The organism is Aestuariibacter sp. A3R04, assembly GCF_018860805.1.
Classification (GTDB): Bacteria; Pseudomonadota; Gammaproteobacteria; order Enterobacterales; family Alteromonadaceae; genus Alteromonas.
Map to the genome: position 1 here is coordinate 157,183 of NZ_JAHKQR010000011.1, position 17,684 is coordinate 174,866.

18 protein-coding genes are annotated in these 17,684 nt (G+C 47.7%); 17 read left to right on the plus strand and 1 reads right to left on the minus strand.

From position 1 onward, the window contains the following. Nucleotide 1: 1 nt before the first annotated feature. The 5 genes from flgH to flgL are packed head-to-tail and all read left to right on the plus strand — an operon-like array spanning nt 2 to nt 6,138. Nucleotides 2–682, plus strand: coding sequence for a flagellar basal body L-ring protein FlgH (flgH, locus tag KO518_RS10060; RefSeq protein ID WP_216025721.1), 681 nt, complete (start codon nt 2–4; stop codon nt 680–682). Between the two features lie 9 nt (nt 683–691). Beyond that, entirely contained in the window at nt 692–1,804 is a 1,113-nt protein-coding gene (locus KO518_RS10065; protein ID WP_216025722.1) for a flagellar basal body P-ring protein FlgI, read from the plus strand. Further along, nucleotides 1,804–2,757 carry a flagellar assembly peptidoglycan hydrolase FlgJ gene (gene flgJ, locus KO518_RS10070; RefSeq protein ID WP_216025723.1) on the plus strand — a complete coding sequence of 318 codons (954 nt, stop codon included), beginning with the start codon at nt 1,804–1,806 and terminating at the stop codon, nt 2,755–2,757. The genes KO518_RS10065 and flgJ overlap by 1 nt, the downstream gene beginning before the upstream one ends. A 28-nt stretch (nt 2,758–2,785) precedes the next feature. After that, nucleotides 2,786–4,906: a flagellar hook-associated protein FlgK gene (gene flgK / locus KO518_RS10075; protein ID WP_216025724.1), complete on the plus strand. Its 2,121-nt coding sequence runs from the start codon at nt 2,786–2,788 to the stop codon at nt 4,904–4,906. A gap of 8 nt (nt 4,907–4,914) precedes the next feature. After that, nucleotides 4,915–6,138, plus strand: a complete 1,224-nt coding sequence (flgL, locus tag KO518_RS10080) for a flagellar hook-associated protein FlgL (RefSeq protein WP_216025725.1) — start codon at nt 4,915–4,917, stop codon at nt 6,136–6,138. Here flgL and KO518_RS10085 read toward each other — a convergent pair. Further along, on the minus strand, nt 6,125–7,102 hold the full coding sequence (locus KO518_RS10085; protein WP_216025726.1) for a hypothetical protein: 978 nt from the start codon (nt 7,100–7,102) through the stop codon (nt 6,125–6,127). The two genes, flgL and KO518_RS10085, sit on opposite strands and share 14 nt — an antisense overlap. A gap of 238 nt (nt 7,103–7,340) precedes the next feature. Between KO518_RS10085 and KO518_RS10090 the strand changes: the two genes are divergently transcribed. The 12 genes from KO518_RS10090 (at nt 7,341) to pseF (ending at nt 17,684) form a co-directional block, all read left to right on the plus strand. Then, nucleotides 7,341–8,180, plus strand: a complete 840-nt coding sequence (locus KO518_RS10090; RefSeq protein ID WP_216025727.1) for a flagellin — start codon at nt 7,341–7,343, stop codon at nt 8,178–8,180. 352 nt (nt 8,181–8,532) lie between these two features. Beyond that, nucleotides 8,533–9,363, plus strand: coding sequence for a flagellin (locus KO518_RS10095; RefSeq protein WP_216025728.1), 831 nt, complete (start codon nt 8,533–8,535; stop codon nt 9,361–9,363). A 93-nt stretch (nt 9,364–9,456) separates the two neighbouring features. Continuing rightward, nucleotides 9,457–9,588: a hypothetical protein gene (locus KO518_RS20085; protein ID WP_256444431.1), complete on the plus strand. Its 132-nt coding sequence runs from the start codon at nt 9,457–9,459 to the stop codon at nt 9,586–9,588. Nucleotides 9,589–9,678: 90 nt separating this feature from the next. Beyond that, nucleotides 9,679–10,506: a flagellin gene (locus KO518_RS10100; RefSeq protein ID WP_216025729.1), complete on the plus strand. Its 828-nt coding sequence runs from the start codon at nt 9,679–9,681 to the stop codon at nt 10,504–10,506. 715 nt (nt 10,507–11,221) lie between these two features. Further along, nucleotides 11,222–12,046 (plus strand): flagellin, encoded by an 825-nt coding sequence (locus KO518_RS10105; protein WP_216025730.1) that lies wholly within the window; start codon nt 11,222–11,224, stop codon nt 12,044–12,046. An 80-nt stretch (nt 12,047–12,126) separates the two neighbouring features. After that, on the plus strand, nt 12,127–12,570 hold the full coding sequence (locus KO518_RS10110) for a flagellar protein FlaG (protein ID WP_216025731.1): 444 nt from the start codon (nt 12,127–12,129) through the stop codon (nt 12,568–12,570). 13 nt (nt 12,571–12,583) lie between these two features. Continuing rightward, nucleotides 12,584–14,029, plus strand: a complete 1,446-nt coding sequence (fliD, locus tag KO518_RS10115; RefSeq protein WP_216025732.1) for a flagellar filament capping protein FliD — start codon at nt 12,584–12,586, stop codon at nt 14,027–14,029. A 13-nt stretch (nt 14,030–14,042) separates the two neighbouring features. Beyond that, complete coding sequence (gene fliS, locus KO518_RS10120; RefSeq protein WP_216025733.1) at nt 14,043–14,471, plus strand: flagellar export chaperone FliS; 429 nt, start codon at nt 14,043–14,045, stop codon at nt 14,469–14,471. Next, nucleotides 14,468–14,779: a hypothetical protein gene (locus KO518_RS10125; protein ID WP_216025734.1), complete on the plus strand. Its 312-nt coding sequence runs from the start codon at nt 14,468–14,470 to the stop codon at nt 14,777–14,779. The genes fliS and KO518_RS10125 overlap by 4 nt, the downstream gene beginning before the upstream one ends. Nucleotides 14,780–14,854: 75 nt before the next feature. Then, nucleotides 14,855–15,853, plus strand: coding sequence for a UDP-N-acetylglucosamine 4,6-dehydratase (inverting) (pseB, locus tag KO518_RS10130; protein ID WP_216025735.1), 999 nt, complete (start codon nt 14,855–14,857; stop codon nt 15,851–15,853). Beyond that, on the plus strand, nt 15,850–16,995 hold the full coding sequence (gene pseC / locus KO518_RS10135) for a UDP-4-amino-4,6-dideoxy-N-acetyl-beta-L-altrosamine transaminase (protein ID WP_216025736.1): 1,146 nt from the start codon (nt 15,850–15,852) through the stop codon (nt 16,993–16,995). Before pseB ends, pseC begins: the two co-directional genes overlap by 4 nt. Beyond that, nucleotides 16,992–17,684 carry a pseudaminic acid cytidylyltransferase gene (pseF, locus tag KO518_RS10140; RefSeq protein ID WP_216025737.1) on the plus strand — a complete coding sequence of 231 codons (693 nt, stop codon included), beginning with the start codon at nt 16,992–16,994 and terminating at the stop codon, nt 17,682–17,684. Before pseC ends, pseF begins: the two co-directional genes overlap by 4 nt.

Genomic DNA, 17,684 nt, shown 5'->3' on the forward strand with positions numbered 1-17,684 from the left:
AATGCGGTTATTCAGTCTCGTAGTGTTATGCGCAGTGATGACGGGGTGCAGCAGTACGCCTGAAACGCCGGTTCAGGCTAATGACCCGGCATTCGCACCAGTGGTTCCCGATATTCCTCGGGAACAAATCACTGAAGACGGTGCGCTGTTTCGTCCTTACATGGCTAATAGCCTTTACTCTGATGTAACAGCTCGTCGGGTTGGCGATATAATTACGGTAACGTTAAGCGAGAATACCGCCGCGACTAAATCAGCTAACACCGCCACATCAAAAGAAACAGAGATTGATTTACAGCCAATAACCGGATTAGGCGGAAATGCGCTTAATATAGGTAGTCAGTCTATTCAATTGGGTATTGATTCAAGTAATGAATTTACTGGAGATGCCAGTGCTAATCAAAGTAATAGTCTGACTGGGGCTATTTCTGTCACCGTGGTAGATGTGATGCCAAATCAAAACTTGGTTATCCGTGGTGAGAAGTGGCTTACGTTGAATCACGGCGACGAGTACATCCGACTGACCGGCATTATTCGCCCGGCAGACATTAGTCCGGAAAATGAAATTGTGTCTACCAAAATTGCCAATGCCCGTATTCAGTACAGTGGCACCGGTAGCTTTGCCAGAGCACAGGAAAAAGGCTGGTTAACCCGGTTTTTCTCTTCTGAACTGTGGCCTTTCTAGGAGATTGTCATGCGATTGCTACAACACATAAGTGCGGTTTTGTTGTTGCTACTAAGCACGCAGGCAACCGCTCAGCGAATTAAAGATGTCGCCAGTATTCAGGGGGTGCGGAGTAACCAGTTAGTCGGTTACGGTCTGGTGGTCGGTTTACCGGGAACCGGCGAACAAAGCCCGTTTACCGAACAAAGTTTCAGAACAATGCTGACGAACTTTGGCATCAGTCTGGATCCGAATACTAAGCCGAAAATTAAAAACGTGGCGGCTGTGGCAGTTCACGCCGAACTACCACCGTTTATTAAACCAGGCCAAACCATAGATGTAACTGTCTCGTCGGTCGGCGAAGCCAGCAGTCTGCAAGGCGGTACTTTGTTACAGACGTTCCTGCGTGGTGTTGACGGAAATGTGTATGCGGTGGCTCAGGGAAGTTTGGTTGTTAGCGGGTTTGGCGCTCAGGGAGGAGATGGGTCGAGAATCGTCGTGAATACGCCCACAGTAGGCCGTATTCCAAATGGAGCATTTGTTGAACAAGCGGTGCCTTCGGGATTCGCTAATGGCGACACGTTGACACTCAATTTGCACTATCCGGATTTCTCTACCGCCAAGCGTCTAGCTGACACTATTAACACCCGGTTAGGCGCCCAGCCCGACCAAGGTTATGTTATTGCTACGCCTATCGATGCCGCGTCAGTGCGGGTGAGTGCACCACGGGATGTGGGCCAGAGAGTGGGTTTTTTAGCCACCGTTGAGAACTTTGAGTTTGAACCTGCTGATGCTCCTGCTCGAGTGGTGATTAACAGCAGAACCGGCACAATTGTCATCGGGCGTGACGTACGCTTGCTTCCCGCAGCCATTACCCATGGTGGACTCACGGTTACCATTTCTGAAAATCAACAGGTGGCACAGCCGAACGCGCTGGCTGACGGTGATACGGTAGTCACTACACAGTCGATCGTGGACGTGGATCTGGCCGACAGCAGAATGTTTAAGTTTGAGCCGGGGGTAACCCTGGATCAATTAGTCCGAGCGGTGAATGAAGTGGGGGCCGCTCCCGGCGATTTAATGGCTATTTTGGAAGCTTTGCGTCAAGCCGGCGCGTTGCGCGGTGAACTGGTGATTATCTAATGGATACACTGAACCACACAAATAGCCAGTTGGAAATGGCCCGCAATGCAAATGATATAGGTGGGTTGAATACGTTGCGACAAGCTATTGCAGAAGGTGATGGCGAGGTGCTACAAGAGGCTGCCCAGCAGTTTGAAGCGATTTTCGTACAAATGATGCTGAAATCCATGCGTAAAGCGCAGGACGCGTTAGCAGATCAGGACAGTCCGTTTAATTCACAACAGGTAAAGTTCTATCGCGACATGCATGATCAGCAGTTGGCGGTTGATTTGTCCAGCAATGGAGGAATGGGCCTTGCTGATTTAATTGTTAAGCAATTAGGGCAACAGGACCCAAATTATCGACCGGCAAGCACCATCCGCTCAGACGGAAACTTGTCATCCATTAATCGGGCAACCGTCGAGGCTGTCACGCAGGCACAGGACACGATGTTGCAGTCGGCGTCAAAAGGCAGTCCATCGGCTTACAAAGCTGCAATGTTTGATGATCAACAAGCATTTGTTGCTGCGTTATACCCCCATGCTGAAAGAGCCGCTGCGGAACTTGGTACTGATGCAAAAGCCATTATTGCCCAGGCCGCAGTGGAAACGGGGTGGGGTCAGTATGTTATTCACAATTCCCAGGGGCAGAGCTCTCATAATCTCTTTGGGATTAAAGCCAGTCCCCAATGGACGGGAAGTCAAGCGGTGGTGGATACCATTGAATTTAACAATGGTGTTCCCGAACGGCGAAAGGCCGCGTTCAGGCAGTACACGTCGCTGGAAGAGGGCCTCGCTGACTACGTGAATTTTGTCCGTTCGCAACCGCGTTACGCGCAGGCGGTAGCCGCCTCGGGTGATACACAGCAGTATTTTTCCGAATTACAACAAGCGGGTTATGCTACGGACCCAGATTATGCCAGCAAAGTCATGTCGGTATACCGCAGTGATACACTGCAAAGGTTTGAGCCATAATGCGCCGTCTTTTCCGGAGTGTTGAGCTATGATCCGCAGTGATTTATTTACCATCGCCAACAGTGGTGTTACCGCTTCCAGCAAATTGCTAAACACTACATCTAACAATATCGCCAACGTAAATACAGAAGGGTATGTGCGAGAGCGCACGGTATTTGAAAGCAATACCATGGGTGGCGTTGGTGAAGCCAGCACAGAGCGGGTGATAAGCATATTTGCACAAAACCAACTGCGCCGGGATATCACCTCTGTGGGTGAATTGGATACTTTTGTGGAGAAAACCAACACCCTGGATAATTTGTTGGCCAGCGAGGCAAATTCCATTGCCAGTGGACTCAGTGAATTTTTTGCTTCTGTGCAAACGGCATCTGATGATCCGAGCAACCTGGCATCAAGGGAAGCTGTGTTGGGCAAGGCATCAGGGTTGCTTTCGCGCCTGAACACCCTTTCAGATTTTATGGAAGCGAAAGAAGAAGAGCTAAATTTGCAGTTTACCAGCGAGGTGAACCGCGCAAATACCATTATAGAAAGTATCGGAGAGCTTAATACTGCTGTTCTAACAGCGCGAGGCAATGGTCAGGGAGAGCCTTCCGCACTGCTTAATGAAAGGGATAAAGCTATTAATGAGTTAGCGGAACTCATGTCTATTGAAGTGAGAGAGAACCAGTACGGTTCAGTGGTGGTAAACTTATCTTCCGGTGAATCTTTGGTGCTGGAAAACGGCGATTTTAACCTTTTTGAATTGGGTAGCGACGCAGATCTTACGTTTAAAGAACTGCAATTGGCCACGGATTTTAGTTTGCCTAAGCAAAATACTCTGATAAACGTCAATGAGTCAGGATTAGGCGGTTCAATAGGCGGGTTGTTTCGTTTTAGAGATGAAATCCTAGGGCCGACGCAGCGGGACATTGGTCAGATGGCACTGGCGATGGCAGATGCAGTAAATACCCAAAACCGCTTGGGTATGGACCTCGATATGCAGTTGGGCGGCGACATTTTCAATATGCCCACCTTTCGTGGCCTAAATTTTGAAGGTACGCCTGATAATCTCCCCGTGAGAGCTCAGGTTACACCGGGAGAAGGAGCGCAACTCACTGACGCCGATTATAAAATCACCGTGGATGCGGTTGATGGCTCTGGATTTCCAACGTCAGTTACACTGAGTTTGTTAAATAGTGATGGAACGCCTAAGCTGGATGCATCGAATAGCCCGGTTGAGTATCCCGGGCTAGCGGTATTACCAGGATACAACGAATTACCTGCGGGCATTCAGGTAGAATTTGAAGGCACTGCGGTATACAGTGCTGGTAACGAGTTTCTGATCCAACCCTCGAAGTACGCGGCCTCTGATTTGACCCTGGCCACAGAGCGACCTGAAGATTTGGCGTTTGCCGCGCCACTGCGGGTGGAAGCGGATAGCAACAACCTGGGGGATGCATCGGTAGGCTCAGTAACCATGAGCAATACCAATGTAGATGCAGGCCTGGGACCTGATGCTTCCGCTTTTGACGGCGCGGGAGGTATTCACGATGCGGCCTCTGCTCCTGGCGGTTTGGTGGGGGCGCCAGCGCAAATACTATTTACCTCAGCTACCAGTTTTGAAGTGAGAGACGGTGCGGGTGGGTTAATCACCACGGTGAGCAATGTGACGGACTATGAAAATTTACTTGCAGATGCCGCTGCTAATGGCACTTTGCCGCCATGGCCTGCTGCCTTTAGCGCTTTAAATGATTACCCCGGGTATGACATAAGCCTGAATGGCGTCCCGGCAGCGGGCGACACGTTCACATTGAATTACAACACTGATGGCGTTGCGGATAACACAAATGCCCTGGAGATCGCTCAATTACAGCGGGAGGCATTGGTACAACTTAGCAGTGACAGTAATAATAACCAACGTACATTTCACGATGCCTATTCTTCGCTGGTGGGCAGAGTGGGCGAAAAAGCAGCTATCGGACAGATTTCTTTGGATGCCGCAGAGGCAATGAAAGTACAGTCAGAAAATTGGTTTGATTCGACATCTGGTGTTAGTCTTGATGAAGAGGCGGCAAATTTGGTGCGCTATCAGCAATCTTATGCAGCAGCTGCGCGGATCCTCACTACCGCGCAGGAACTGTTTGATACGATTCTGGCGGCGGCAAGGTAGGTATTAATATGCGTATATCAACCAATCAGCTTTACGATCAGAATATCCGTGCCATTATGGATAATCAATCAGGTTTGGCACAAACGCAGGAAGCCTTGTCAACAGGTAAAAAACTCAACCGCCCCAGTGACGACCCTGTGGGGGCCGCTAGTGTCATCCGCTTAACTGAACAGCTTGATAAACTCAGTCAGTATCAGCGCAACAATGATTTACTCACCAATGCCCTGGAACAACAGGAAACCGTGTTGAGTAACATCCACAATTCGCTTCAAGAAGCTCGCACAAAAGCGATTCAGGCCGGCTCTGGTATTATGTCTGATGAGGACAAACGGGCCATTGGTGTTGAGATTGAGCAAATCCGTAATGAAGTATTGGATTTGATGAACACACAGGACGCCAATGGTAACTACATTTTTGCCGGTAACCAGTCGCAACAGCAGGCATTTACATTCAACCCGGCGGCAACAGGCACGGCGGTAGCATACAATGGCGATGCCGGGGCCACCGACGTTCGCTTATCTGATAGTGTATCAGTTCAACGCAGTACTTCTGGTCAGGAGATCTTTGAAAACGTACTGGCAAGGCATAACTTTACTGTAGGCCCGGTTGTAGGTGCCTCTGTAGAAAGTGCTAAGGTATCCGAGCAGGGCACTTTTGATAATTTTTACGACAACAATTACGACCCCTTAGTGTCGATCAACAATAATTATCAACTCGAAGTGTTGGCCTCTGGACAATTACAACTGACCAACACAGGAACCGGTGCCGTTGTCGATACTGTCGATTATACCAGCACAGAGCCTGTGACGATAAAAGGCATGAGCTTTACCCTTGATGCCGCACCAGGTGATACGGTGGATTTTTCGCTCAACCCACCAGAAAAGAAAAATGTGGCTGAGACGCTGCACGATTTGGCGAACCAGTTGATTAACGACAACCTGTCGGGTGATGCATTAACCGAAGCGCTGAATGATGCATTGGTGGGCTTGGATAACGGCATGGAAAAAATCAGCTTAGAGCGCTCTTCTTTAGGGGGGCGGCTCAATGTTGCTGAATCTATTTACGAAACTAATCTGGATCTGGAAATATCTGCAAAGAGTGCACGCTCAGCCATACAGGATACCGATTACGCCGAAGCGTCCGCTGAATTTGCCAAGCAAGAAACGGCATTGAGTGCCGCGCTTGCCACCTTTCCCAAAGTTAGTAACTTGTCCCTGTTTAATTATATCTAACGGGGTTATCAATAAGCTGGCGGCGCAGTGCGTTTAGACCCGACAACTTGGCGAAGTACACCCTTGTCTGATTGTCAATGTGCCCGGAGTAGTAAGACATATACAGGTTATCACCTTGTAATACCAGCCCCGGATAACTGTTATCTCCAGCACTCGGAAGCGTTATGAGTGGCGTCAGGACTGCGTTGGAAAGGTTCATTCGCCACAGTTGTGTCACCAACTTTCTGCCAGTCCATCGTCGCCCTGCGACCAGAGCATGGCTCGATGTAAGGGGCGTGATTGCCGGCCCTCCAACATAGGTTCCTGTGCTTTTCCAGTGCCATTGCCGATAGGGCGGTTTACTTTGCCCTAACTGTGCCGTGAATGTGTCTGCATCGCGCCTGACCAATGCCGTAATTTGTTCACACTGATCAATGATAAGCGCACTTTCGTTTGGGTAACCTAAGCCGTGTTTCGCCAGACTCATCGCAGGTTTGGGGTGTCGAAACATCTGCTTGTGTGGGTGTCCTATACACAAATCCAGCCTGTCAAGTCCGCGGTTATAGGCCAGGCCATAAGCCTGCTTTTTGCCCCAGCCAATTCGCCAAATCCACCAGTGACTTTCTCCAAAATGATGAGCACCTGACCATGAACGACCATTGTCGCTAAACCAACTCATCATTCTTGTATCGCTGTGCCCATATTCATTTGCCTGAAACCGGGCAAACGCGAGTAACCATATTCGTCCGTTTGGATCGCAGCTGAGCTTCGGATCGCGCAAATCAACACCGGGTACCACAATACGTGCGCGTTCCAATACGTTGCCATCGGAATTCAGCCTGGCTATTTCAATCTTTCCATCGCCACTAACGTGGTTCGTTGCTTGTCGATAGCAGCATAGGAAAGCGTCGCCGCAAGCGGTCAAATCGGTAAAGGCGGCATGTGAAGCGGGGCTGGATACACGCGAAATTTGATGGATCTTCATATTTTCTCTTAGTCTGGAATGCAATAAAAACCAATGCGTTATCGTAATAGAAGCGGCAAGTTTGTGCCGCCTTCCGGCAATTTTAGTAAATTTATTCTAAAGGGTTCTGTGCAACAGTCGATATAAAAATTGAGAGAGCCAGTTCATCATTTACCCCTCAGGTTGTGGTGACTACTATTTGTAATCGCCGGTAGTTCCGGCAGCCAGCCCTGCTGGACTGAGAGTGTAGGAGAGACTTATGTCTTTGTACGTTAATACTAATGCGTCTTCATTGAACGCACAGCGTCAGCTTTTCGACGTTAGCAATGCCCTGAGCACCTCGTTTGAGCGTTTGTCATCTGGTTTCCGGATCAACAGCGCGAAAGACGATGCTGCAGGCTTGCAAATCACCGACCGAATGACCTCACAGGTACAAGGTTTGAACCAAGCCGTACGCAACGCTAACGACGCGATTTCTTTATCGCAAACAGCGGAAGGTGCATTGGATGAAACCACAACAGCCCTTCAGCGCATCCGTCAGTTGGCAGTGCAATCACAAAACGGCATCAACAGTTCTGCTGACCGTTTGGCACTGCAAAAAGAAGTCTCAGCACTAAAAACTGAAATTACCCGTATTTCCACCGATTCACAATTTAACGGTGTAGATATTTTAACCGGTGGTTTCTCCGCCCAGTTTTTGGTAGGTGCCAATGCCGGACAGACAATTTCTGTAAATTTATCTGCAGGAAATCTGGCGGGATTAAACGGCTTTAGTGCTGGTGGATTGGGGATCAGTAGCGGCTCAGTCGCGACTGTTACCGGCGCTTCCAGTCTTCTGGGGGCAGTCGACGGGGCAATTTCCGCTATCGGTGGTGTACGTGCTGACCTGGGGGCTTTGCAAAACCGTTTTCAGTCAACCATTCGTAATCTAAGCAATATTGCCGAGAACGTGTCCGCTGCTCGTTCGCGAATTCGCGATACTGATTTTGCGACTGAAACAGCCAATCTGACACGAAATCAGATCATTCAGCAGGCGAGTACAACAGTACTGTCGCAGGCTAATCAGCGACCTCAGGCTGCATTGCAGTTACTGGGATAAGTTGATGAATTTAACGCGTGGGAATGAAGCCGGGAGGTAGTGACTCTGAGAGCCCTATGCGTGAGAGTTTGCTCGCAATCTCCTAACGTTGAGCATACTGGCCGGACTTTGTTCCGGCCATTTTCGTTTTAAAACAAGTATTAAGAAAACCATAACCTGCTTATTTTTAAAAAAACGAAAAAAAGCCTAAAGGATTTTTCCTCTGCGTACGATACATAAAGCAAAGGGACTGGGAATAATAAAAACAGCAAGCCAGTTTCAGTTTCGCTAATAAAAACAACAATAAGCGAAATCCAAAAGCCGTATAAAACAAAAAAAAGCGGCGTATCAAAAATCGTTAGGAGAAAGAAACATGAGTTTATTTGTAAACACCAATGTGTCGTCGTTAAATGCCCAACGACAACTGTTCAATACTAACAATGGTCTGAGCACAGCTTTTGAGCGTTTGTCGTCAGGTTTTCGCATCAACAGTGCAGCGGATGACGCTGCTGGCTTGCAAATTTCTGACCGCATGACATCGCAGATCATGGGGTTGGATCAGGCAGTACGAAACGCGAATGACGGTATTTCTTTGGCCCAGACGGCTGAAGGCGCTATGCAGGAAATCACTACTGCGTTGCAACGTATTCGGGTTTTAGCAATTCAGTCACAAAACGGTATAAATAGCTCGGCTGACCGTTTGGCGCTGCAAAAAGAAGTATCTGCTCTGAAAGTGGAAATTTCACGGATTGCCAGCACCACACAATTTGCTGGCGTAGATATTTTAAACGGTACTTTTTCTTCTTCGTTCCTGGTGGGCGCCAATGCGGGTCAAACCATTGGAGTGAATGTCAGTCGTGCAGGTGGCTTTGGGTTTTCGGGGTTAGTCGGCGGTAGCGATACTTCCGTACTTACAGAGGCGCTCGCTTCTGCGGCATTGACAGCTGTAGATTCCGCAATCTCTATTGTGGACGCCAAACGGGCTGATCTCGGTGCCATTCAAAATCGTTTTCAGTCTACCATTCGCAACTTGAGCAACATTTCTGAAAATGTGTCAGCTGCACGCTCACGTATTCGCGATACTGATTTTGCTACAGAAACAGCAGAGTTAACGCGCAATCAAATCCTGCAGCAAGCCAGTACAACGGTACTGTCTCAAGCGAACCAGCGTCCACAGGCTGCCTTAAGTCTGCTGGGAGGGTAATATTCCTTCATATTAAAGGTGATGTTTAACGCGATTTGAGAAATGTCGTCTTGAAAGTGAAGTGAGTACTCACTAGGGCGCTGACTGGCAGGAATGAAGCCAGGAGGTAGTGAGAGGTATGAGGTCTGGAACGACATACCCGCCCGTCAGCTGGAGCAAAGCGAACTTTGCCCGGCCACTACCGGGAGTGAACCGGTAATGCGTCAGTTTTTTATCACTGACTAAAAAGTACTAGCACACTATGTGCCAGTTTTTAGTTTACGGCGTTGACAATAAGCACTCATACAACGCGGACATTTTTGTTAGGAGAAACTCATGAGTTTGTATGTAAATACCAACGTGTCGGCTTTGAACGCACAACGACAATTATTTAATTCGGGAAATGCACTAACGACAGCGTTTGAGCGTTTGTCTTCAGGCTTTCGAATTAATAGTGCCGCGGATGATGCCGCCGGTCTGCAAATATCTGACAGGATGACATCCCAGATAATGGGGCTTGATCAGGCGGTTAGAAATGCCAATGATGGGATTTCCCTGGCACAGACAGCTGAAGGGGCCATGCAGGAGATCACGACTGCCTTGCAGCGTATTCGGGTTTTGGCGATACAATCGCAGAACGGTATCAACAGTTCGTCTGATCGTCTGGCACTGCAAAAAGAGGTATCGGCATTAAAAACCGAAATTTCAAGAGTTGCCTCAACAACACAATTTGCTGGCGTAGATATTCTCAATGGGGGCTATTCTGCATCTTTTCTCGTGGGAGCAAATGCCGGGCAAGTTATTGGTGTTAATATTTCCAGAAGCGGCGGGTTTGGCTTTTCCGGTTTAGTTGGCAACAGTGATACATCCGTATTAACGGCGGATCTTGCGTCTGCTGCACTGACTGCGGTAGATTCGGCTATCTCTATTGTCGATGCTAAGCGTGCAGATTTGGGGGCGATTCAAAACCGTTTTCAATCTACGATACGCAATCTGAGTAACATTTCTGAGAATGTATCTGCGGCAAGATCGCGCATCCGGGATACAGATTTTGCCACCGAAACGGCAACACTGACCCGAAATCAGATTTTACAACAGGCGAGCACTACTGTGTTGTCCCAAGCAAACCAGCGACCACAAGCAGCGCTATCGCTACTCGGATAAGATAGAATTGATTCACTGAAGGTATTGCACTCGGTGAGTGAGTGGGGAGGAGTTGAGAGGCCAACCCAACGTTGGCGGCCCCAAAAGGAGCCGCTAACAGAAGAAAACGCCGACTAACAGGACTGAGAGGTAGAAGTGTGGTTGAGAGGCCAGTTAATTCTACTATTGTTCCTGCCAGCCGACTGGAAACGATTTTACTTTTTTGCTCTATCTCCTAACGTGAGCAAATTGGCCAGAACATCTGTTCTGGCCTTTTTTCTTTTTTCGCCAGAACTCTGCGCCACGTCCACGCTAGTAAAAATAAAGCACAAGCTGTGCCAAAATTACGTCAAAAAAACGACAGCCAATACTGAGGTATAACTTTCAATACCACGTTATTGCCGGTTTCTTTCTGCATTTTTCCCCCAAATTTGCCCTGACGCAAGAATATTTTTTATCTCAAACCAACCCAAAAGCCCGTTTAAACTTGTTTTTCAATCTAAATAATTCAATTAAAACAATTGGTTGTGAATTTATTTAATTTTTTTTGAAAAAAAACTAAAGAACCTAAAGGTTTGGCCGATACCTTTAGTTGAGGGGTAATTTAATTACTTTAAACGTGATGCGTTTTTGCATTACTGAAGAGGGGATTCAACGGGAGTAGTGACCCGACGAATCTGAACTGGCAGGGTTTGATTGTAGCATTGAATGCATCGAATCCCTAGGAGGTATTCAAATGTCTTTATATGTAAATACTAATGCTTCTTCTATCAACGCACAGCGTCAGTTGTTCGATGTAAGCAATAAGTTAAGTACTTCATTCGAAAGGTTGTCATCTGGCTTTCGCATTAATAGTGCGGGCGATGATGCCGCAGGTTTACAAATTTCAGACCGCCTGACGTCTCAGGTACAGGGGTTGAACCAGGCTGTTCGCAATGCGAATGACGCCATTTCTTTGGCACAAACGACAGAAGGCGCATTGGCCGAGGTAACGACCAGTCTGCAACGGATTCGTCAGTTAGCCGTGCAATCGCAAAGTGGTATCAACAGTTCGTCTGACCGCGCAGCATTGCAGAAAGAAGTTTCTGCTTTGAAAACGGAAATTTCTCGTATTTCAACTGACACTCAGTTTGGTGGTGTAGATCTGCTCAAAGGCAATTACTCTGCTACTTTTTTGGTTGGTGCCAACGCGGGTCAGTCCATTAGCATCAACCTGTCTCGCACCAGCGGCTTTGGCGCTTCCGGATTAGGTGTAGGTTCTATTGATATTGCGACCGCTAGTGGAGCAAGCTCAGCATTGACGGCCATTGACAGTGCCATTTCTTCAATCGGCGGCGTGCGAGCTGATTTAGGGGCATTGCAAAACCGTTTTCAATCTACTATTCGAAATCTGAGCAGTATTTCTGAGAACCTGTCTGCAGCTCGTTCGCGTATTCGCGATACAGATTTCGCTTCTGAAACGGCTGAGCTGACGAGAAATCAGATTGTGCAGCAAGCGTCAATTTCAGTATTGAGCCAGGCGAATCAGCGTCCACAAGCAGCGCTTTCTCTGTTAGGATAATAACAGAGGATCCGTACTTAAAGGGTAAGGGAAATACAACGGGTGTTTCCCTTTTGCTCATTTGAGAATGGGAGGGTAATGTGGAAATCGTAAATGTACAAAGTGGCCAAAATATTGCTTCGACTTTGGCGGAATTACAGGCATCTTCACCACTGCGGAATACGCGAACTGAAAATGGTGCTGGCGATGTGGCATCTGGACAAATTGATAGCGCTTCGGCTAAAGAAAATGTTCAAGGAAGTACTGCGCCAGCCGATAACCCGATCAGAGAGGTGCAGAACCTTGATGATGTTGAGGTAGCTGCCCGTGAGGTCGAGGCATTTCTACAAGTTCAGAATCGAAATTTAGCGTTTTCTGTAGACGAAGAGACTAAGCGCTCTGTTGTCACAGTTAAAGATTCTGAATCTGGTGATGTTATCCGGCAAATTCCTTCCGACGAAGTCTTAAGACTTGCCGAGCGGATAAAAAATTTGCAGGAAGACGTTGGAAGTAGTGTGGGAGTGCTCGTAAACAACCAGGTTTAAGACGAGGTAACAAATGACTATACAATCGTTGGGTGTTGGTTCTGGACTTGCGCTTGACGATCTAGTCACGCAATTGCTTGATGCTGAGCGTACGCCCAAAACTGAGGCGTTAAACGAGCGTGAAGATCGTGTAGAGGCAGAAATTTCCGGTCTTGGGCAGGTTAAGTCCTTGCTGTCAGATTTTAAAGATTCAGTGGATGACCTGCGCAGTGATAACGATATTAACGGTCGTAAACCCACTATCTCCAATCCTGATGATGACGTGGATATTTTTACCGCTGAAGCATCAAATTCCGCACTTCGTGGTAGCTATGAAATAGTGGTAGAGCAACTTGCTAGCGGAAGTCGCATTGTTTCCGATGACGGCAATTTTACCAGCCCCGATGATGCCGTACTGTCTTCTGGTTCCGGTTCTTTGACGTTTAACGTCGGTGGCACAGGTGACTCCTTTAGCATCAATGTTTCTGCTGGTATGACGCTCACTCAGCTTCGGGAAGCGATCAACAACAGCGAAGATAACTTCGGTGTGAACGCTAATATTATCGATACCGGCACCTCTGCCGGCCCTAAACTTGTATTTACATCAGATGTCACCGGAGCGGGTAACGACCTGGAGATCGTTAACGATACTGGCGTTGCTGAGCTTAATCGCGTGGCTACCAGCAGCAGTAACCCCACCGGTCTTATTTCTGCATCAAACATTTCAGCAGCGTCCAATGCGCGGGCAAATATCGATGGCATTGTTGTAGAAAGCAGCACCAATGAATTTGAAAATACCATTCAAAACGTGTCTTTTGAGGCTGAACGGGTTTCTCCCTTAGCTGCAGATGGTGTGACGTACCAGGCATCAACATTAAAAATTGGCTATGATCGCGACGGTTTGGACAAGAAAATCCGCGACTTCGTCGACAACTACAACAAAGTCATGAAAGAGCTGCAAAATCTGACCCGTTATGGGGAATCAGAACTGGAAGAAGATGGGGCCCTTGCCGGCGATTCTCTTATGCGTGGCATTATGACCGGCCTGGGTTCAATTGTTGGCGGTAACGTAGCTTCTTCATCTCTTGGCGGTCTTTTCCAACTGGGTGTTGAACTAAACTCAGACGGTGAACTGGAAATCGGCGATACAGATTTCGGACTTGGGTCGGGCAATGAACGTCTCGAAGATGCTTTAGAAGACAATTTTGATGAAATAGCTAAACTTTTTACTGATGAAAACGAAGGTATTGCCGTTAAACTCTATGAGTTTGCCGATCAGTATACATCATACAGTGGCTTAATCAGTCTGCGCGAACGCGCTGCGAAGGATAATCGTGAAGAAATATACGATGATCGCGAGCGATTGGAATTGAGAATGGCAAGCTATGAACAGATTTTGCGCGACAAGTATTTAAACCTCGATCAAACGGTGGCGCAGTTGAATCAGACAGGCTCTGCTTTATTGGCATCCTTAGGTTAAGTTAGGAGTTATCATGGCACTTAAAGGCATTAATGCTTATCGTAAAGGCAGTCTGAAACAGGATATTGCCAATGCTGATCCTCACAAGCTTACGCTCATGCTGATGCAAGGCGCATTAGACCGCCTCGCCTACGCAAAAGGGGCGATGGAGCGAAAAGAGTACGCAGCGAAGTCTGAGTTTCTTTCACGTGTTACTGCCATTTTGATGAATTTGCGTGATACGTTGGATTTAGACGTTGGGGGAGAAGTCGCTGAAAACATGTTTTCTCTCTACGAGTACATGATTGAGCGAACCGGAGAAGCCCATGTGCGTAATGACTTGCAGATCCTCGATGAAGTGATTAGCCTGTTAACTCCAATTCGGGACGCATGGGTACAAATTCCTCAGGCTGCAAAAGACGAAGCCTATGAAGCCCAGCGCCAAAAACGTCAGGCCGTGTGAACAAAGAACTCAATCATTCCCTGACCCCTCCGGCACTCGCAGATATTAATGCAAAAATTTTGCAGTGCTTGGCGGGGGAAGACGAAGAAACGCGCTATCAATCTCTACTCAAGCTTATTCAAGCCAGAGACGACATTATTCAATCCCATTTACTCACACTCGACAAAAATTCCGCGAGATCTTTTGCAGAACAGGAAGTTAGCGTCAATAATAAGTTATCAGAAGTGGCGCAGACTTTGCTAAAATCAGCTAAAGACGACGTTAGTCACTTTTTACGAAGCCAAAAGGCGGCCAAAAAATATCGCTGATGCGTTTGTGGCTTTAAGTTGCGCTCAATATTTCAAGGCTGACAACGAACAGCAGATAACTGTGGAATAAATAGCATGTTTAATAATAAGAACATCCTCATTACCGGTGGAACAGGCTCTTTTGGCAAAAAGTTTGTCAGCTACCTGTTGTCCAATTACTCGCCGAAAAAAATCATTATTTACTCCCGAGACGAGTTGAAGCAATTTGAAATGCAGCAACATTATGATGCTGGCTGTATGCGTTATTTTATTGGTGACGTAAGAGACAAAGACCGTTTAATAACGGCAATAAAGGACGTGGACTACGTGGTGCATGCTGCTGCATTAAAGCAAGTGCCGGCAGCGGAATACAACCCCAATGAGTGCATTAAGACCAACATAAACGGCGCACAAAACGTCATCGATGCCTGTATTGTCAACAATGTATCCCGTGTCATTGCACTGTCTACAGATAAAGCCGCAAACCCGGTTAATTTATACGGGGCCACTAAACTCGCGTCAGATAAGTTGTTCGTGGCGGCAAATAATATTTCCGGTGCCTCTGGTCCGCGTTTTTCTGTTGTCCGCTATGGCAATGTGGTAGGTTCGAGGGGCTCTGTTGTGCCGTTCTACCGTAAATTGTTAGCGGAAGGGCGGCAGGCATTACCCGTTACACACCCGGAAATGACCCGATTCTGGATAACGCTGGATGAAGGTGTTAAGTTCGTGGTGGACAATTTTTCACGTATGCAGGGTGGAGAAATTTTTGTACCCAAAATTCCCTCCATACGTATTGTAGATCTGGTTGAGGCAATGAGTGGCAAACGGGAGTTTGATATCATTGGTATTCGCCCGGGCGAAAAACTGCACGAAGTAATGGTGCCAGAGGAAATGGCACACCATTCCATAGAATTTGACAATCATTTTGTCATTGCACCCGCGATAACCTTCTTTGACAAAAATGTCGATTACTTTAAAAACCGCCTGGATGAATCCGGCAACTCTGTGGAAGACAAGTTTGAGTATCACTCGGGTAAGAACCCTCATTTTCTCAGTGTGGATGAACTAAGAGAGTTGGATAAAATAACGTTATGATCCCTTACGGTAAACACTCGGTAAGTGACGAAGACGTCGAAGCAGTTGTTCATGTTCTTAAAAATGAGTTTTTAACCCAAGGGAAGCAGGTGCCGGCGTTCGAGCGAGCGTTATGTGACTACACTGGAGCCGGTTATGCCGTAGCTTGTAACAGTGGTACATCGGGTTTGCACATGGCCTGTTTGGCCGCAGGTGTTGGAGCCGGTGATGTGGTATGGACCGTGCCGAATTCCTTTGCTGCTTCTGCCAATGCAGCGCTTTATTGCGGCGCAGCGGTGGATTTTGTCGATATTGACCCTGTCACACGCAATCTATGTGTATCGGCGCTCAGCAATAAGCTTAACGACGCTACAGCAGCAGGGCGGTTGCCCAAAGCAATTGTGGTTGTACACTTTGCTGGCAGCAGTTGCGATATGCGGGCCATTGCCGCGTTAACCGCGCCCCTGGGCATTACATTAATTGAAGACGCAGCCCATGCATTCGGTGGTAAAGATAAGCTTGGTAACCGGGTTGGCGCATGTACCTATTCAGCGATGGTGGTAAGTAGTTTTCACCCGGTCAAATCCATCACTACTGCAGAAGGCGGTGTGGTGTTTACCAATGATGGTACGCTAGCGGAAAAACTCCGCTTATTTGCCTCCCACGGTATTACTAAACAGCAAGCGAAAATGCCAGTTGGGCACGAACATGAGTCGTGGTTCTATGCCCAGATAGATCTGGGTTTTAACTACCGATTAAGCGATCTGCACGCGGCATTGGGTTTAGTGCAACTTGCTAAACTCGACGCCTTTGTCGGCGCCAGGTTCGAGAAGGCCAAATACTATAACGAGGCACTGGCGGCGTTACCGGTAACGCGTCCTCTCATGGACGAAAACAGCGCCTGGCATTTGTACGTGATTGAGCTACCTGAACACGATCGAACCCAGGTGTTCAAAGCGCTGCGTGAAAAGGGGATTGGTGTGAACGTGCACTACATTCCCATTCATTTACACCCCTATTATCAGGGCATGGGTTTTGCGAAGGGCGACTTCCCCAATAGCGAAACCTATTATCAAAAAGCAATCACGTTGCCTTTATATCCCGATCTTTCAGCCGATAACCAGGGTAAGGTTATCAACAGTCTCAAAGAGGCATTGATGTGAATATAGCGGTGATACCGGCCAGAGGTGGCAGTAAACGCATTGTAGGTAAAAATATCAAATCCTTTGCAGGCAAACCTTTAATTGCTTACTCGTTGGAAGCTGCTAACCAATCTGGATTATTCGACGATATAGTCGTGACGACAGATTCTGAAGAAATCGCGGCTGTCGCGAGAAATTATGGCGCGACCTATGTGGTTATGCGGCCTGCAGACCTTGCCAATGATGTTGTCGGCACTTTTCCTGTTGTGCAGCATGCTATAGATGTTTATCAAAAAGGTAAGGGGATATTGGCCTACGTGTGTTGCATATACGCCACCGCGCCCTTTTTACAGCCCGACAAATTAAAGGAAGGGCTTCAAAGCCTTCAGGCGGATGCCGACATGCACTTTGCTTTTTCCGTTACCACATTTCCGTTTCCCATTCAGCGCGCAATTCGCTTGCAGGGGAAAGGCGTGGTTCCCATTCAACCGGAAAATATGGCAAAGCGTTCACAGGATCTCGTAGAGTGTTATCACGATGCGGGCCAGTTCTACTGGGGGACGACAGATGCGTGGTTATCCGGTAAGCCGACTTTTGCATCTACCAGCATACCTATTGTACTTCCCCGCTATCTCGTCCAGGATATCGATACGCCAGAAGATTGGCAAAGGGCTGAGTTAATGTACCGGGCATATGTAGCTATGGAATAA